The following is a 16,956-nucleotide window of genomic DNA, read 5'->3' as shown; positions in this document are numbered from 1 at the left end:
AAGGTAGTATTGCTTAATTTGCAGAAATGATACTATTTTGCAGCTTAATACATGAAATTATAACGAGTGGGCGTATTCGATTTGATGAAATGTGTATCGAATGAGGGATAAGAATAGGCTTTTAATATAAAAAAGAAAAGCGCAAAGCTGCCGATTTTATGTATTGAATCAGACAACTTTGCGCTTTATTTATTGGACGCTTTAAAAATAAAGCTGTTCTGCCATGACGAGTTTGTTCGCTTCTACAAGCTTGCAAATGTTCTTCACAGAGGCAGTAGAACGGAACTCATCTGCTGGAGTGTGGAGACAGTAATCTACCAACCTGTCTATGGTCGAAGTTGCTACATGCATACGAGTATCGGAAGAGGCATAATAAATATACACTGTTCCGTCCTCGTCTGCAATCCACCCGTTAGAGAAAAGTACATTGGATACGTCGCCGATTCTCTCTTCTCCCATAGGGGCTAATAAGAAACCGCCCGGTTCGGCAATGCTCTTTGTCGGGTCTTCCAAAGAAGTCATGTACAGATAGAGCACATAACGCAGACCGGCAGCGCATGCGCGAACTCCGTGGGCCAGGTGCAACCATCCTTTGGGGGTTTTGATAGGATGGGGACCCTCACCGTTCTTTACCTCCTTAATCGTGTGATAATGGCGGTGGTTAATAATGGTTTCTTCTTTTACTTCTGCATGGGTGATGTCGTCTATCAGTGCCCAGCCGATACCTCCGCCGTTTCCGGCATCGATAAAGTTATCTTGCGGTCGTGTGTAAAGAGCATATTTACCATTTACAAATTCCGGATGCAATACCACATTCCGTTGCTGACTTTTAGCGATCAGATTGGGCAGTCGTTCCCAATTTTTCAAGTCTTTGGTACGCACAATACCCGCTTTGGCTACGGCAGAAGACAGATCACCCGGGGCAGCGTTGGGATCAAGGCTTTCGCTACAGAAAATACCATAAATCCAACCGTCTTCGTGGGCTGTCAGACGTATGTCATAGACGTTTGTTTCTGTCGGGTCTATGTCGGGTAATTCTATCGGATACTCCCAGAAACAGAAATTATCTATTCCATTAGGGCTTTCAGCGATGGCGAAGAATGATTTCCGGTCATTTCCCTCTACACGTACTACCATCATATACTTTCCATTCCATTTGATGGCTCCCGAATTCATGGTGGCATTCACACCGATTCGTTCCATTAGGTATGGATTCGTTTCCGGATTCAGATCATAACGCCACTCCAAGGGAGTATGCTCGTTTGTTAGAACCGGATATTCGTATCTTTCAAAAATCCCATTGCCCGGAAGAATCATTTTGTTTGGGCGGGTTATCAGAGCTTCATGCGCTTTTTTGAGAAGACGCAATCTATTGTCATAAGTTCTACTCATAATACTATTTCTTTATAAAATAATTCCAGGTCTGATAAAAGAGTCCGGAATTATTTTATCGACAATACATAACTTAATTGTTCCTCTTTCGAGTTACCGGATTGTCTTATTTGAACTTTCCGGTGATTGTTACTACACTGTATTTAGGAACATTCACAGAACGTTTGCCAGTCGAAGACGGATTCAATTTCTTACGCAGCCATTTTACACTGGAATTGGAAGTGTATGAAACCATGCTGTCGAATTCTTTGCCCTCTATCTCCAGCAAAGTGTCAAAGCCTGTGGTTTTAGATTTGTTCACCAGTACAATGGTATATGTGTTGTCTTTGATGTATGCGGATGCACTTAAATCTCTCGGAATTCTGTTTGCCGTTGTTGAGGCAGTTTCTACATCTACACGTATGGAACCTCTTTGAATATATCTGGAGAATTGTCCGATAGAGTAGTAGCGGTCTACACGGTAGTATGAATCACTAAAATCCCATTTGTCGGTTTGAAGTAAGTTTTCTCCCGTTGACGTGCAGTAGCGTGCTCCTGCCCACCATACGACGGCACTGGTCTGTGCTTTCGTCAGGTAGTCGTGATAGTTCTTTGCCCATTTCATTGCATCATTCCAAGTCTCATCACGGGTTTTGTCATCACAGGTTTCTGTTTGCCATACATGTATACCCTTTTCCTGAGCTGCTGTCATTGGCAGAATATTGGAGTCAACTGTAGAGTAACCATGTCCTGCAGCCACAATGTTGGCATTCACTAATTCCGGGTTATTCTTTAATGAAGTTTCTACCCATGTTACGGCATTTGCCCACCAGGGTAACTCTCCATAAATGATTTTTGTATCCTGTAAGCCTTGTTTATCCAGTTCTGGACGTAGGTTTTTGATTGTAAAATCTGCCATTTGCTGATTACCCCATAAACATCCGTCCCATCCGCCCATGGCTTGGTCGGGTTCGTTCCAGCCAGAGATACCGTAGACATTGATACCAAATTTGTTTTTAAAGGCCTTTGCAAAGCCGGTTAGGAACTCGGCATATTCTTTGCTATATTCACTGTTGAAAGAGCCACTTCCACCACTGACTTCTTCGCCCACGCCAAAAGATTTCCATACGATCGGAGGAGTTCATACAGAGAAGAAATAATAGATATCCATCAGTTTTCTCTTGCACAAATAGTCGATAATCCACAATTGCGAATATTCCTTATATATCTCGCTATCTGCACTCAATAGTGCTTTTTGTTCAGCAGAATGTGCTCCCAGATGATAGTTTTCTTCAGTTTTGAAATTGAAAGTTTTGCCATCTTTAGATGCGGATGAAGCACATACTTCCCCACGATAGATATTAAATCTCAATCCATTTTCGCCATACAATTCGTCCATGAGCTGTTCACGTTTTGTACATCCGTATACAGCTTCCGCCCATCCGAAATTACATCCGAAACCATCTATTTCCTGGTGTTTGCTTTCCGGCTGGATTCTGATAACCGACTCTGTAGTTGGTTCCGCTGAAATACCGTCGTCTTCGTCTGAAATGACTACCGGGTCCGGAATATTCACTTCATCATGGCTCAGGCTGTTATCATCACAAGCTGTGATACCTCCGAATAACAGGAACAATGATGTGCTTAAAAATAAATATATCTTTTTCATAAAATCGTTTCTTATAGTATTCTTAATTATTTCCACAAATTATTCTGTTCTACAGATGAGTTGTTCAGCTCTCCTGCCGGAATAGGGAAATATTTATGTTTTTCTCTGAAATTGGTTGCACCCTGTTTATCATTTCCTTTAAATATTGCCTGAATTTGAATGGTTGAATACCAGCGCTTCAAGTCATCGAAACGATGTCCTTCACCGAAGAACTCAAGTAGACATTGATGTTCAACTTCTTTCATCAGATCGCTTTGTGGGAATTCTTTTTTCGGCAAACCTGCTCTTTGGCGAATTTCGTTCAATGCCCAGTTGGCTTGGTCTGTATCTACCTCTTTTGCACAGGCTTCAGCATAGAGCAATAATACTTCTGCGAAACGTATAATGCGTACATTGTTTGCTCTTCCCTCTATATTACCCATGTTATCGGCACTTTTTGATTTTACGTAGTGAGCGGTGTATTTCTTCAGAAGAAATTTACCGACTTGAGCACCAGTGGCCTGACTGACATTAAAGGTTGGAGCACCACCAGCCATTTTGGAAGCATTTCCGGTCCAAAGGTCATCCATTGTGAAAAGACCACCATAGAACTTTCCATCGTACCAGCCGTTTTCTTCCGACACCCAATCGCCATACTCGCTCGGAGTGAAGAACATGCTGGCGTAGATACGTTTGTCATATTTTGAGTTGGGTTCTGCGGTTGGGTCTGTATCGGTTACCGTTTCTTCTTCTCCCTTGTCATTAATGATCGTTTTAGTAGGACGGTTGCCGCGCGTTTCAGTTGTAAATTCACTAACAAGGAATGCAGAGGGCATCAACTTCGCCCATCCTCCAGATTTTGCAGGTCCTACAAACTGTGCCAGTGAGCTACCTAAACTGATACCACCCTCATTACCCCATGACATATCTCCGTCACTACTGTATTGCAATTCGAATACAGATTCGGCATTGTTTTCTTTAGCAGTAGTAAAGTTGTCGACGAAGTTCTCCATCAATTGATAACGTTTGCCCGATGTTCCGAATGGACTGTAAGACGAATCAATCAACCCTTTCAATAACTCTTTGGCTTCTTTGTATTTTTGCTGCATTACATATACTTTTCCGAGTATAGCAATGGCAGCTCCCTTTTCGATACGTCCTTTTTGTTCGGCAGGACGGCTTTCCGGCAGATTGCCGTCATTGATTGCAGCGAGCAGGTCCTTTTCAATTTGCATCCAGATTTCAGATGCGGGAGAAGCCGTTTTGTTGGGATCATCCTCGTTTGACGGAACCAGGCGCAAAGGCACGTCTCCATAGTTGCTCACCAATAGAAAATATTGGTAGGCTCGTAGGGTGAGGGCTTCGCCTTTGATGGTGGCACGGTCGCCCTCCGCAATACCGCTTGCCGGTACCTGATCGATGTATCTAAGTACAATGTTAGCACGTTGTATGCCTGTATATAGTGCACTGTACGGGTCATTTCCTGTTGTTGCGGAGTTTTGAAACGTGGCTATATCCCACATACTGGCTTCTTCGTTCAGTATCGTGAAAATATCATCTCCACGGCTATTGAGGTTCAGCCATCCGTCGAATGCCCCATAATATCCATTCATCTGATATTTGATGGGCGAGTAAGCTGCCGCTAATGCACTTTCTGCATCTGCCTTATCTTTCCAGAAGTTTTCGTTGGTAAAGTGGTTTGGGTCTTTCAGATCTAGAAAAGAGTCGCTGCAGGATGTCAGCACTCCTGATAGGAGGGCTGATATAAGCATATATGATAACCAATTCTTTTTCATAATTTCATTTTTCTGTGTATTAATCTTAGTATTTATAATCCTAATTGGATACCAAAAGAGAACGTACGTGGAATGGGGTAGCGTCCTTGGTCAATTCCTCTTGAGAATACATTGTAGCTTACACCGGTTGAAGAACTTTCACCCAGGTCGGGAGTATAGCCGGTATATTTGGTCAGTGTCAACAGGTTTTCCATAGATACATAAATGCGCAGGTTTTGAATCATTGCTTTCTGTAACCATTGTTTCGGGAAAGTGTATCCGAGGTCAATTGTTTTCAGACGTACATAAGAACCGTCTTCCAGCCATCTGTCGGTATAAGCCAGTTTGTTGTCCGTACCATCTACTTTAGAGAAACGAGGCATGTCAGCGTTCGGGTTGTCCGGTCTCCATGAGTTGGCAACGTTTGTGCTTAAGTTACCGTTGAATGCGCCTGACTCGAGACAATAACGGGGATAGTTATAAATCTTGTTACCGGCTACACCATCAATAAAGATGTTGAGGTCGAAGTTATTCCAGTCACCGCCCAGTCTCAGACCAAAATTAAAGTTAGGAAGCGGGCTGCCTACATCATGCTGGTCGTTTGTGTCAATCTTTCCGTCACCATTCCAGTCTTTGTAGCGGATATCACCTACTTGTGCACCCGGTTGAATTAATTCGCCTTTGCTGTTCTTGTAGTTTTCGATTTCTTCCATGCTGCGGAAGATACCATCTGTTTCAATCAGGTTGAAGTAAGACATGGAATGTCCTTTCTTGAACATGTTGATACCACGTCCGCCTGCTCCGTGAGCTGAATATCCGGAGATAGACATATATTTTCCGCCGGCAGTGATTTCGGTAACTTTATTATTTGCAGTGCTCAAGTTGGCACCAACGTAGTAGTTTACTTTGTCGCCGATAGAACTGCGCCATGTAGCGGATACTTCGATACCTTTGTTTTGTACTTGTCCTGCATTTTGGATAGAGAGCCCACTGATACCGGTGGAAGAAGCATAAGGAATCGGTAACAATACATTATTTGTATTTTTGATATAGGCATCTGCCGTCAGTGCCAATTTTCCATTTAGTAAAGTTACATCCAGACCGATATTGTAAGTTTCTGTATTTTCCCATGTCAGGTTGTCTGGAGATACTGCGTTTACAAAAGGCAGTTTACCAAACCAGATACTGTTGCCTTGCAGATAGTTCATGCCGTCACTTACCACACTCAGTGTAGGGTAGTAGCTGTCCATTTCCTGATTACCCAATTTACCGTAGCTTAAACGCAGTTTTACTTGGTCGAAGATATTCTCCAATGGGCGGAAGAATTTCTCTCGGTTGATATTCCATCCTACGGAAACAGACGGGAAGCTGCCATAGCGGTGTCCATCCTTGAAGCGTGACGAACCGTCACGACGGATAGAAGCAGACAACAGATAGCGATCATCGTAAGAGTACATCACACGTCCGAAGAGAGAAACTAATGCCTGTTCATACAAAGCACTTCCGGCTTTCATCGTCGTTACGTTTCCGGTCATTGTGTCGATATATTTGGGAAGGTCCGAGTTGCTTCCATTTAAAGAATAGCTCTTGTCTTTCTGTGCAGAATACCCCACCATAGCGGATATATTGTGCTTGCCGAAAGTACGGTCGTAGTTCAATGTGTTTTCAAGTACCCATGAGTCGAAACTTGAGAAGCTTTCTGAAAGGTCCGGTGATTCGTTGATCCCGTAAGTTCCCAGATCATATGCGTCTGTATAATTACGGTTTTTGGTGTGGTTTCTTCTTAGACCCAGATTCAGTTTGTATTTCAAACCATTGATGATTTCGGCCTGGAGGTAAGCATTCAGGAAGATTTGCGTGCTTTCACTTGTAATATCATTGATTTCAGAGATTGCATAAGGGTTCGGAAGATTGATATCAGCAGATGTACCCCATCCTGTAGCGTTTTCCGAGTCAAAAATAGGAACAACGCTAGGGAAACGCAGTAAGCCGTTCATTGTGTCTTGATCTGTACCGCCTTTACCCTCTGCTAGGCGAAGAATTAAAGATTCACCTACAGTTACACGATTGTTGAGGAAGCTGAAATCACTTTTTAGACGAATATTGTAAGACTCGTGGCTGCTGTTACGCATAATACCATCTTTGTTCAGATAACCACCTGATGCGCTGAAAGATGCATTTTTTGAGCCTCCTGTAACGGCAACATTGGCTTTGTATACCATCGCTGTGTTCAACATGACGTCCTGCCAGTCTGTGCCTTTCCCAATGTATGGCACAGCATCGGTTTCTGCACCGTAACCATCAGCGGCAAGACCGTAGTAACGTGCGAAACGGCTGTATTCTTCTCCATTCAATACATTCAGTTTTTTAGGGTTCTGCTGAACGCCTGTGAAGAAGTTAACGTCGACTTTGGTCGGCATTTCTTTGCGACCGCCTTTAGTAGTAATCAATACTACACCACCGGCAGCGCGCGAACCATAGATGGCTGCTGCAGCAGCATCTTTCAAAACTTCGATAGACTGTATATCGTTAGGGTCTACCATGTTGATATCACCAAATGCACCGTCTACTACGTATAGTGGAGCATTGTTTGATAAAGAACTGACACCACGTACGTTGATAGTGGTTCCATCATTCGGATTACCGCTGGAACTCATAACGGATACACCTGCAATTTTTCCTTGTAGGGCAGTAGCGGCAGTGGTTGCCACGTCTCCATTCAGTTCTTTTGTTCCTACGGAACTTACCGATCCAGAGAGATGGCTTTTCTTTACTGTACCGTAACCGATGACTACCACTTGATCCAGTTGGACATTATCTTCTGCCATTGAGATATTGATGGGAGAGTTGGAAGATACTTTTCTTTCAACAGTTTTCATGCCAATGGTTGAAAAGACAAGAATGTCATTCATCTTCACCTGAATGGTATATTGACCATCTACATTTGAGATAGTCCCGTTGGTGGTTCCTTTCACCTGGACGGTAACTCCGGGCATCGGCTCATTGGTCGAAGCCTCTGTTATTATACCCGTTACCTTTATTTCCTGGGCGAATCCGGAAAGGGTAATGAGGCATAATATAAAGAATATGTAAAGTCTTTTTTCATAATACTTGGGTATTAAACATGTGCTGTTTTGGGGTATTTTTAAAGGTAACATACATTCATTTCCTAACCGATAATTAATGTCTATGCATCGGTCTATAAAATGTGGTTTGAAAGTGTGGAGAGAATATGTTGATTCTCTCCTTTTCAACTTTTTTAATTCAATGATAGTGATGTTTCCTGAAAACTCCTTTTTCTTGTTTGGTGCTATTTCTTGATAAACTTCAAGCCTATTTTAACGTATTGGCATTCATCCTCTCTCAATGCTGTCGGGAGACCTTCTAATAGATTGACTACAAAGTCTTTGGTATCCCCTAAACTATCAAATGCTCCGTCTAAATACGATTTTACAGTCGGGTCATTCACTACTACCATCGCCTTGGCCAAAATATTTCTCAGTGTAACCCCTTCGATATTGATTGCCATATTGTTACCATCGATTTTATATTCGCAAAGAATACCTTGCTCAAGGACTGGAACCAATAATTTGATTAGTGCTTTAGCTTTGTCGCGAAGATCACCATCATCCGCACGAGTACTGCCATCAGTACGAGTACTGCGAGAAAGAGAAGTTCCTAGACTGTTGATCATATCTATGAGGAAGCCGGAGTTGAGTTCCAAGTAAATTCTTTCATCCGGTTTTTCGGAATCATAATAATATCGCAATACATTGTGAGTCCCTTCCGTGCTGTAAGGTCCTGCTTGTGTTATATCTTCGTTGTAGGAGTAGCTGGCAAGCATACCTCCGTTAGGTTCTGCTTCTACATATTCTAATAAATTGAATACAATTTGATTCATTTTTATATTTTTGCCAGTTATTGCCTCCATAATCTTTGCACTGAAAATCATCCCGTCCACTGTGCCGAGCATTGTGTTAGGTGTACCGGATATATTAACACCAAATACTTTGCCAGGACTGAGTATTACGTCTGATTTCCAATCAGCCCAAAAGGGAGCGTGATTAGCTATTCCACCGATTTGGCTCATCTTTGCTGAATACCACTTACCTACTAATTTCTTATTTGTCAGTTCATAATTGATGGCTACTGTTGCTTTTTCGTTTCCAATCTTCCCCCTATAATCCATAGTATATGTTGGTTGGACGTAGCTTCCTTCAAATATATAATCTGTTCCATTTCTATATAAAGGAACATTAGTTACAGTAATTTCCTTTACTCCCGGAACAGGGCTGTTGCCTGTATATTTGAGTCCCCAGCCTGAGACCAATCCTCCCACACCGCCAGGGATTGCAGTAGCGATTGCTGTTTCCAAATCTGTTTGTGCTGCTGCAAATGTAATAGAGGCAGTTTCGTTATTTTCGTCTACTGTCATGATCATTTTCTTTCCCTCAAGCTTATCGCCGTTACAAGTCATCACCAGATCATAATCACCCTCTATACTATACTCTCCGTTCAAATCAGGAAGTTCTTCACTTTCATCATCAGTTCCACCATTATCAGTAAACTTCTGCTCAAGATATTCGTCATCAACTCCGTTTACACAAGAAGTAAATGTACCAGTGTAGCTCAAAAGGGAGGCTACTCCAATAAGATAAAATAATTTGTTTTTCATTGCATATATTTTTATGATGTTAAACTCTGTGGGCAAAGGTAGGGTGGTTTGTGGTGGGGGACAAATATAATTTTATCAAATACTAATACAAAATTAACAAAAAGCATAAAAATAGGTAAAAAGGATGATTGAACATCTTTGATATAATACTAAAACGTCATAAATAGATGTGTTTGTTGATATGGAGATTAGATGCACGTATATTTTGTTTGTCTATCTTCTCCTTTACTAAAACGAGTTGTTTGCTTATAAAAAGAAAGGGGATACTTTATTTTTCCTTGTTGGAATATTATGATTATATTTACTGCAAAATATACGGAAAATATGGAATGCATCTATATTTGGCAACGAAAAGGCTGGCCAGTTTTTATTTGGAATGACTCAAAGCTGTCCTATAAATTAGGTAGAGTCCGGAGCTTGCAAGGTAAACTTGTTGGTAAAATGAGTGCACTTGGTTTTGAACTAAAAAACAGCGCTATGCTTGATGCCCTCACAGCTGATATTACAAAATCATCAGAAATAGAAGGAGAAATATTGAATGTTGATCAAGTACGTTCTTCTGTAGCTCGCCATTTAGGAATAGAAATAGAAGGATTACCAGATACGGATCGTTATGTGGATGGTGTGGTACAAGTAATGATAGACGCTACTCAAAACTATATGCAACCATTGACAGAAGAACGTCTTTTTAACTGGCATGCTGCTTTGTTTCCTACAGGACGAAGCGGTGCATATAAAATAACAGTTGCTGATTGGCGACAAGGTACGGAACCGATGCGAGTTATATCGGGTGCGATGGGAAAAGAGAGAATTCATTATCAGGCACCAGATTCAAATAATGTACCTCATGAAATGAGTGTGTTTTTAGCATGGGCAAATGACAACCAAAAAATAGATTCGGTTTTGAAAGCAGCCATTGCTCACTTGTGGTTTGTTACTATTCATCCCTTTGATGATGGGAACGGACGTATATCCCGAACGATTACTGATCTGTTTTTGGCTCGTGCAGACGAAATGCCGCATCGTTTCTATAGTATGTCTGCTGAAATACGGAGACAGCGTAAAGGATATTATGAGATATTGGAGAAAATACAAAAAGGTGATTTGGATATCACTGCCTGGCTAGAATGGTTTCTCGATTGTTTGGAGGCTGCATTGCTTGATACTGAAAAATCAATTCGTACAATTCTACAGAAGGCAACTTTCTGGGATAAGCATCGGTCGATTCCAATGAATGAGCGGCAGATTAGGATGGTGAATATGCTTTGGGATGGTTTCGATGGAAAGCTGACCTCTTCCAAATGGGGAAAAATTACAAAATGTTCTCCTGACACTGCGTTGCGTGATATACAGGATTTAATAAATAAAGGAGTATTACGTAAAACGGAGGAAGGCGGACGAAGTACCAACTATGAATTAGCTTTATAAAAGAATTGCGGAGAATAACAATGTTATTCTCCGCAAAATATGCGGATAAAATAGATCTTATTCTTCACATTTCTCTCAAAGCTTCAATTACCTTTCTCTTTCTTTTATTCTTTTAAAGCAAAAGTCAAGGTTAGTGTAATAGCAGGAAGCAATTGTTTAATCCATATAATCCGTGCCTGAATTATATCATTTCAATATGATTATTTGAAAACCTGTTTCATCGGTCTGCCTATCCAGACTTGTGGTTGTTCAAGATTGAAAATAGATGCTATTGTAGAAGCTACATCGTATTGCATCATACTTATATCATCAAATCTAAGTCCTTTTTTGATATTCTTTCCGGAAATGATAAACGGAGTTTCCATTTCCTGCATTGTTTTTCCTCCGTGTCCTTTGTCAATACCTCCATGATCGGCAGTCAATATGAAAATAGTATCATCAAGTATTCCGGCATCTTTTACGGCTTGTACTATTTGTCCGATGTACGTATCCAATTCCGCTAATTTGGTATAATATGCAGGGGTGTCATGTCCTTCAGTATGCCCTGTGTGATCGGGGCTGTCAAAGCATATTGCAACCAATGCTGGCTGTTTTTCTTTAATATAAGCAGATGCCATATTTCCTAATTCTTTAGGAGTTTTGTTGCAATCAGCAACGTGATAATGATAGCTCATGGAAAGAGTATCTACCAAATATTTGATCCCCTCCCATTCGTACAAGCAGCCGATTTCTGCTTCAGGACGAGCATCACGCAGCAATTGGAAAACTGTTGGGAAAATGCCATGCTGGTTTAATACTCGTGAGGGAAGTTCCGGAGTTTTAGAGCCCCACTCGGTATATCCGTGCAGTTCCGGTCCGGCTCCCATGAACATGGAAGCCCAGTTGATGGCACTGGACGAAGGAAGTGCGGAGCGTTTCTTTAATGTATAGGCTCCGTCCTCCATTAATTTTTTGACATTAGGCATATCCGCTTTGGGGAGACTGTATGCACCCCAGCCGTCCAAACCGATGAAGACAACGTGTTTGGCTTTGTCTTTTCCTTTGGCATTACAAGAATATGTGAAACAGAAGAGTAATGCGAATGTAGCAAATAAAGTAAAAAGGTTTTGTCTATTCATGATACTTTTATTTAAAGGGTTAATGTTTTATTCGTTGTTTAATGAGATGTTGTAATTGACGATAAGCAAAGGTAGGGCTATTTTGAACGGGAGACAAATATAATATTAGCAGATACTAATACTTTTTTTCTATTTCCTTTGAAACTACATGATTTGCTTTTTGATTTTCTTATTTGGTAACTGGTTTTTTAGAGAGAAAGGATGTACTATTAATATATGTAAGAAAAATATCACGTAGTATTTGTATGTAATATTGACTATATAGTGACCTTTCTTGTTAAGATATGAATAAGCCTGCTGTTTTATAGAGATAATATATTTACAGCTCTATAATAAATCCGAATATCGTTTTTAATAAATAGTTGAAGAGTTTATTAAGAACGGTATTCGAGTTTATTAGAAACTATTTTTGATGAATATCAGAAATGTTTGTGAATTATATAAATAAAATGGGAGAAAATCAGTACTGATCTTCTCCCATTCCTATTCTTGTATATATGGAAATATATGCTTGTTAATACGTATTTATGTCTTGATATTTATATGTCTCATCTTGCTTTTCTTCTTTTTGTTTTCTCAAAGATACGAAATAAAACAGGAGAAGTCAAGGGTTTGGCTACTATTAAACTGTTCTCTTCTTTACTTGTTTCATCCACAACACAAAAAAGTGATATTTATTGATTTTCTTACTTATAAGGAATAAAAACAAGGAGCTGTGTTACATGATAGTTTCCATTCGTAATGGATAATAGTTTCCAGTGCGACTGGAAGCTATTATATAATGCTGATTATCAATTATTCCTCATGATAAGAATGATCTCTCGGAAAATCCTCTCCATCCCATGCCTTTTTCGAAGTCCAGGGCTGTGAAGCATCTGTCCAAAAGGGATCGTCGGCAGGAAGGCCTAACGGTAGAAAAGCAAGGGAAGCCATATATAAACTGCCATTGTTGGTGTAATAGTCTGAAATGCCGGGTTGGGAACCATTGAAACCTAGCGTGAGAAAATCTTTCTCATTGAAATTGCGGTTATTTCCAAACATGCGGTTGATGACGGCCGTCATGCCGGCACGTACTTGTCCGTTTGTCAATTCTTCAGGAAGCCATTTGCGCCAGGCGAGTAATGCCAGTGTTTGCAGTGAACCGGTGCGGTAAGTAATGGAACGTCCGACAACGGGCAGTGTTCCTTCCGGAGAGATGAGTCGTTCGAGGATCACTCCGAATCGCTGTGCACGCATGATCGCTTTGTGGTAATCGCAGCCGGGCATGTTCCATATCTTTTTATGTTTGCCGGCTTCGGTGATAATTTCCAATGCTTCGATATACATGGGGTGTATCACGAAACTATTATAATAATCGAATGCGAAGTTGGGGCCATCCGAATACCAGCCGTCACCTACGTACCATTCTTCTATCTTTCGTAAAGAAGAACTGATACGATAGGTGTCGCTGGGTGCGCCTGCTTTTCGAAGAAACGATTCGACAGTTGCGCTGAACAGTAACCAGTTGCTGTATGAAGGGTCCACTCGTCGGAGTTGGGTAAACTCATTGATATATCGTTGTTTGGTAACACTGTCTAAAGGCATCCATAAAGCATCGTACCCTCTTAAAAAACTCTCTGCAATATACGCTGCATCAACTAAAGTCTGTCCTTCCTGACGCCACAGCAGATAATCCGGTGCTGCAGGGTCAACAGCCTGTTTATAGCTATTCAAAGCCCATTCCCGTAGCTGCTTGCGTTGTACGCCTTCTGCCGTATCGTCATCCGGTAATGATAGCCAGGGAGCCAGCCCTGCCATCAGTCGCCCGAAACACTCCATGTAAGTGACTTCTTTATTGCGACCATCCCATGTCGGGCTTAGTTCTACAAGCATATTCTGTTTCAACAGGCCGTCACTCATATTCTTTAATACAGGGGTCGCCATCCGGTACATTATTTCACACCAGATCTCTCTATCGCTTTTTTCTGTTTTCTTTTCAGCAGTCATACTTTCTGCCGGAAGCAGCAGAATGAAAAGTAAGAGTAGCCAATTTTGTTTTTTCATGTATTACCTTAATTTTTGAGATGCAGGCAAAGGTAGGGTAATTCCTGTCGTGGGACAAATACAATCTTAGCATTATCCAATACTTTTGCATTATTTATCCCAAACTGATACTTTACTGTGCGAAATGAGTGATAACGGATGGTCGTGTTTCGATTTGTTATATATTTGCCGGCAAACAATATATTACTATGAAGAAGAACTGGATGTATGGCAGTGTAATAGCTGCTTTATTTGCCTTGTTGGCAAGTGGATGCGGTGATTCCCGGCGGACTGTTGAGTTTCGCGGAATCTGTGTCGATGATTTACACGGTGAGAATGGGCTCTATAATCCCGGAAGAGGATTCCGGCTGGAGACAGCGGTAGATGTGCTGCATGAAAAGGATAGCCCTACAAAAGAGCTGGTAGAATTGTCGGAGAAATATGTGGCGGATAGTGTTTCGCTGGCTCAAAGCTATTTCTATCTTACCTATTTAATCGGTGAAAAACTATCGGAGGAAAACTTCCTGACCATGCAGGCGTATTTCGATGAATTGCAGAAGCAGGGAAAGAAAGCCGTATTGCGTTTTGCTTATGAAAGAGATTTCATGGGAAGAGCTGCCGTTGGCCCCACCGGCGAACAGATTCTGGAACATCTGGACCAGCTGAAACCTTTCCTGGAGAAGAATAAAGATTTGATTCTGGTGGTGCAAGCCGGAATGATTGGAGCATGGGGCGAATGGCATAGCTCTATTCAGGGGCTTGAGAACTCGGAAAAGACAAAGGCTGCGGTATTGGAAAAATTACTGTCAGTAGTGCCCGAAGGCAGAAATGTGCAGGTGAGACTTCCGGAGTTTAAGAACCTGTTGAAAGATAAACCGGAACTGTATAAAAGGCTTTCATTCCACGATGATTTTATCGTCATACGACCTGATAGATGGGATGCCGACATGCACGAAGGGACTGCCAAATTCGATCAAATCGTAGCAGAATCTCCTTATCTGGTAGTAGACGGAGAACTCCCCTGGGGATTCTGGAGCGTAGGAGCCGATCCCGACAGCCCGTCTGCCGGATGGATTATTGACGGACTGCAAGCAGCGAGACGTCTGTTCCTCCAGCATTATACTTCTTTGAGCGTTATCCATAATTATAAGGAACAGCATCCTAATAACAGATTTGATGAGAATAATCCTCCCGAATATTCCATGATTGTCTGGAAGAAGACAATGATAACGGAAGATTCTCTTCGCCAGCATCTCATGCCTGTGTCCGACAGCTATTTCCGGAAACAGGACGGAACGAAAGTGAAACGCAATATGTTCGATTATATACGCGACCATCTAGGCTATCGTATAGAAGTGCAATCCCTTCAATTACCGGATCATCTGCAAGCAGGAAAAGAGAACCAACTGACTCTGAACCTGGTGAACAGAGGTTTCGCCACCGTCTTCGGAGAACATCCGGTTTATTTTGTATTGATTGATGATAAAGGAAAAGTGACAGAGCTCCTGACTGAAGCCAGTCCGTTGGATTGGCAACCTTTCCAACCGGGTGATATATTATGTAGACCATTGACACATTCTGTAGAACAAGCTGTTCAGTTACCCGGTTCAATGGCTGCCGGAGAGTATAAACTAGGTCTGTGGATACCTGATGGTTCAGATCGGTTGAAGTATAATCCCCGTTATGCTATCCGTTGTGCAAATGGGAATACTACTTGGTGGACATCTGCCGATGGAAAATATGGTGTAAATATACTGACGACTGTCGAGGTGAAATAAATATCAGAGTTTAATTGGCTAGTGGGAATAAAAGGCTTCCGGTGTTTTTGCCGGGAGCCTTTTATTATTTTCAGGTATTATAAATCAATACCACCGTATATGCCACATAACAAAGTATCATAATTCCTCCTTCGATTCTTGTAATGGTCCTTTTGGCAAAGAACAGCCCGAATAACCAAAGCAGAATACCGGAACCTACTAACGTAAACAGGTCGAAATTGGTGATTCCGCTAAGATGGAGAGGCGTGATGCTTGCGCTACACCCTAGTACAAAGAAAATATTGAAGAGGTTACTACCGATTACATTTCCGATGGCAATCTCCGGATTTTTCTTTAATGCGGCAACGATAGACGTAGCCAGTTCCGGAAGAGAAGTACCTCCCGCCACCAAAGTCAGTCCGATAATCGATTCGCTGACACCCAGATTGCGGGCGATGCCTGTGGCACCGTCGACAAACAACTGACCTCCAAAAATAAGTGCAGCCAGACCTCCGATGATATAAAGAATGGATTTCCACCAGGGCAGTGATTTGATTTCTGTTTCCTCTTCTATGACCGGGTGTCCGGCATCTCCCGTTGTGGCAGGCTTGGAGGCGATGGCAAAAGTGTAGCCCATGAAAATGACAAAGAAGCAAAGCAACAGCAAACCGTCTACCCTGTTCAGGATATTTTCTGAAGCTTTATCCAGAAAGACGTCATTGGCACAGATCAGCAGGACAATAGAAGAAAGTATGCAGAGTGGTATCTCTTTTCTAAGTGTATTGCGGGTGATGACTATCGGGGCAAATAATGCCGTGCAGCCCACAATCATCAATGTATTGAAAATGTTGCTTCCCACTACGTTGCCTATGGCAATATCCGCACTGCCTTTGAGGGCAGAAGATACACTGACCGTCAGTTCAGGGGCGGAAGTACCGAATGCGACAATGGTAAGACCGATCACGATGGGAGGAATGCGGAAACGTTTGGCTACCGAGGCGGCGCCGTCTGTTAATCCGTTAGCTCCTAGAAGAATGAGGATTAATCCCCCGATGAGTAGCAATATATTCATGGTTTTTCTCTTTTAGTGGCAAAGATAATCAATTTGGAAATGGTAATGTCAAAAACAATCCGTATGTTTGCTCTGTTTTTAATGAAAAGT

11 protein-coding genes are annotated in these 16,956 nt (G+C 41.8%); 2 read left to right on the top strand and 9 right to left on the bottom strand.

From position 1 onward, the window contains the following. Positions 1–201: 201 nt before the first annotated feature. From NXV01_RS03495 to NXV01_RS03470, 6 genes are all read right to left on the bottom strand, one after another. On the bottom strand, positions 202–1,392 hold the full coding sequence (locus tag NXV01_RS03495; RefSeq protein ID WP_259021725.1) for a glycosidase: 1,191 nt from the start codon (positions 1,390–1,392) through the stop codon (positions 202–204). A 106-nt stretch (positions 1,393–1,498) separates the two neighbouring features. Further along, entirely contained in the window at positions 1,499–2,482 is a 984-nt protein-coding gene (locus NXV01_RS03490) for a glycoside hydrolase family 30 beta sandwich domain-containing protein (RefSeq protein ID WP_259021724.1), read from the bottom strand. Between the two features lie 30 nt (positions 2,483–2,512). Continuing rightward, complete coding sequence (locus NXV01_RS03485) at positions 2,513–3,040, bottom strand: hypothetical protein (RefSeq protein ID WP_259021723.1); 528 nt, start codon at positions 3,038–3,040, stop codon at positions 2,513–2,515. A gap of 26 nt (positions 3,041–3,066) precedes the next feature. After that, positions 3,067–4,815: a RagB/SusD family nutrient uptake outer membrane protein gene (locus NXV01_RS03480; protein WP_259021722.1), complete on the bottom strand. Its 1,749-nt coding sequence runs from the start codon at positions 4,813–4,815 to the stop codon at positions 3,067–3,069. Between the two features lie 32 nt (positions 4,816–4,847). After that, entirely contained in the window at positions 4,848–7,952 is a 3,105-nt protein-coding gene (locus tag NXV01_RS03475) for a TonB-dependent receptor (protein WP_259021721.1), read from the bottom strand. A gap of 152 nt (positions 7,953–8,104) precedes the next feature. Further along, a complete protein-coding gene (locus NXV01_RS03470; protein ID WP_259021720.1) occupies positions 8,105–9,469 on the bottom strand; it encodes a DUF4925 domain-containing protein in 1,365 nt (454 codons plus the stop codon). A 324-nt stretch (positions 9,470–9,793) separates the two neighbouring features. Between NXV01_RS03470 and NXV01_RS03465 the strand changes: the two genes are divergently transcribed. Further along, positions 9,794–10,897 carry a Fic family protein gene (locus NXV01_RS03465; RefSeq protein ID WP_309569295.1) on the top strand — a complete coding sequence of 368 codons (1,104 nt, stop codon included), beginning with the start codon at positions 9,794–9,796 and terminating at the stop codon, positions 10,895–10,897. 200 nt (positions 10,898–11,097) lie between these two features. Here the strand turns inward: NXV01_RS03465 and NXV01_RS03460 are convergent, their stop codons facing one another. After that, on the bottom strand, positions 11,098–12,015 hold the full coding sequence (locus tag NXV01_RS03460) for an alkaline phosphatase (RefSeq protein ID WP_259021718.1): 918 nt from the start codon (positions 12,013–12,015) through the stop codon (positions 11,098–11,100). A gap of 795 nt (positions 12,016–12,810) precedes the next feature. Then, positions 12,811–14,058: a DUF2264 domain-containing protein gene (locus NXV01_RS03455; protein WP_259021717.1), complete on the bottom strand. Its 1,248-nt coding sequence runs from the start codon at positions 14,056–14,058 to the stop codon at positions 12,811–12,813. 188 nt (positions 14,059–14,246) lie between these two features. Here NXV01_RS03455 and NXV01_RS03450 point away from each other — a divergent pair, with 188 nt between their 5' ends. Next, the gene (locus NXV01_RS03450; RefSeq protein ID WP_259021716.1) at positions 14,247–15,815 is read left to right on the top strand and encodes a DUF4832 domain-containing protein; all 1,569 of its coding nucleotides are present in this window, start codon (positions 14,247–14,249) and stop codon (positions 15,813–15,815) included. Between the two features lie 70 nt (positions 15,816–15,885). Here the strand turns inward: NXV01_RS03450 and NXV01_RS03445 are convergent, their stop codons facing one another. Further along, the gene (locus NXV01_RS03445; protein ID WP_259021715.1) at positions 15,886–16,866 is read right to left on the bottom strand and encodes a calcium/sodium antiporter; all 981 of its coding nucleotides are present in this window, start codon (positions 16,864–16,866) and stop codon (positions 15,886–15,888) included. Positions 16,867–16,956: the final 90 nt, after the last annotated feature.

It is taken from the genome of Bacteroides sp. BFG-606 (assembly GCF_024788145.1).
Taxonomy (GTDB): Bacteria; Bacteroidota; Bacteroidia; order Bacteroidales; family Bacteroidaceae; genus Bacteroides; species Bacteroides vicugnae.
The sequence above is the reverse complement of the archived record's forward strand: the minus strand, read 5'-3'. Positions and strand labels throughout refer to the sequence as shown.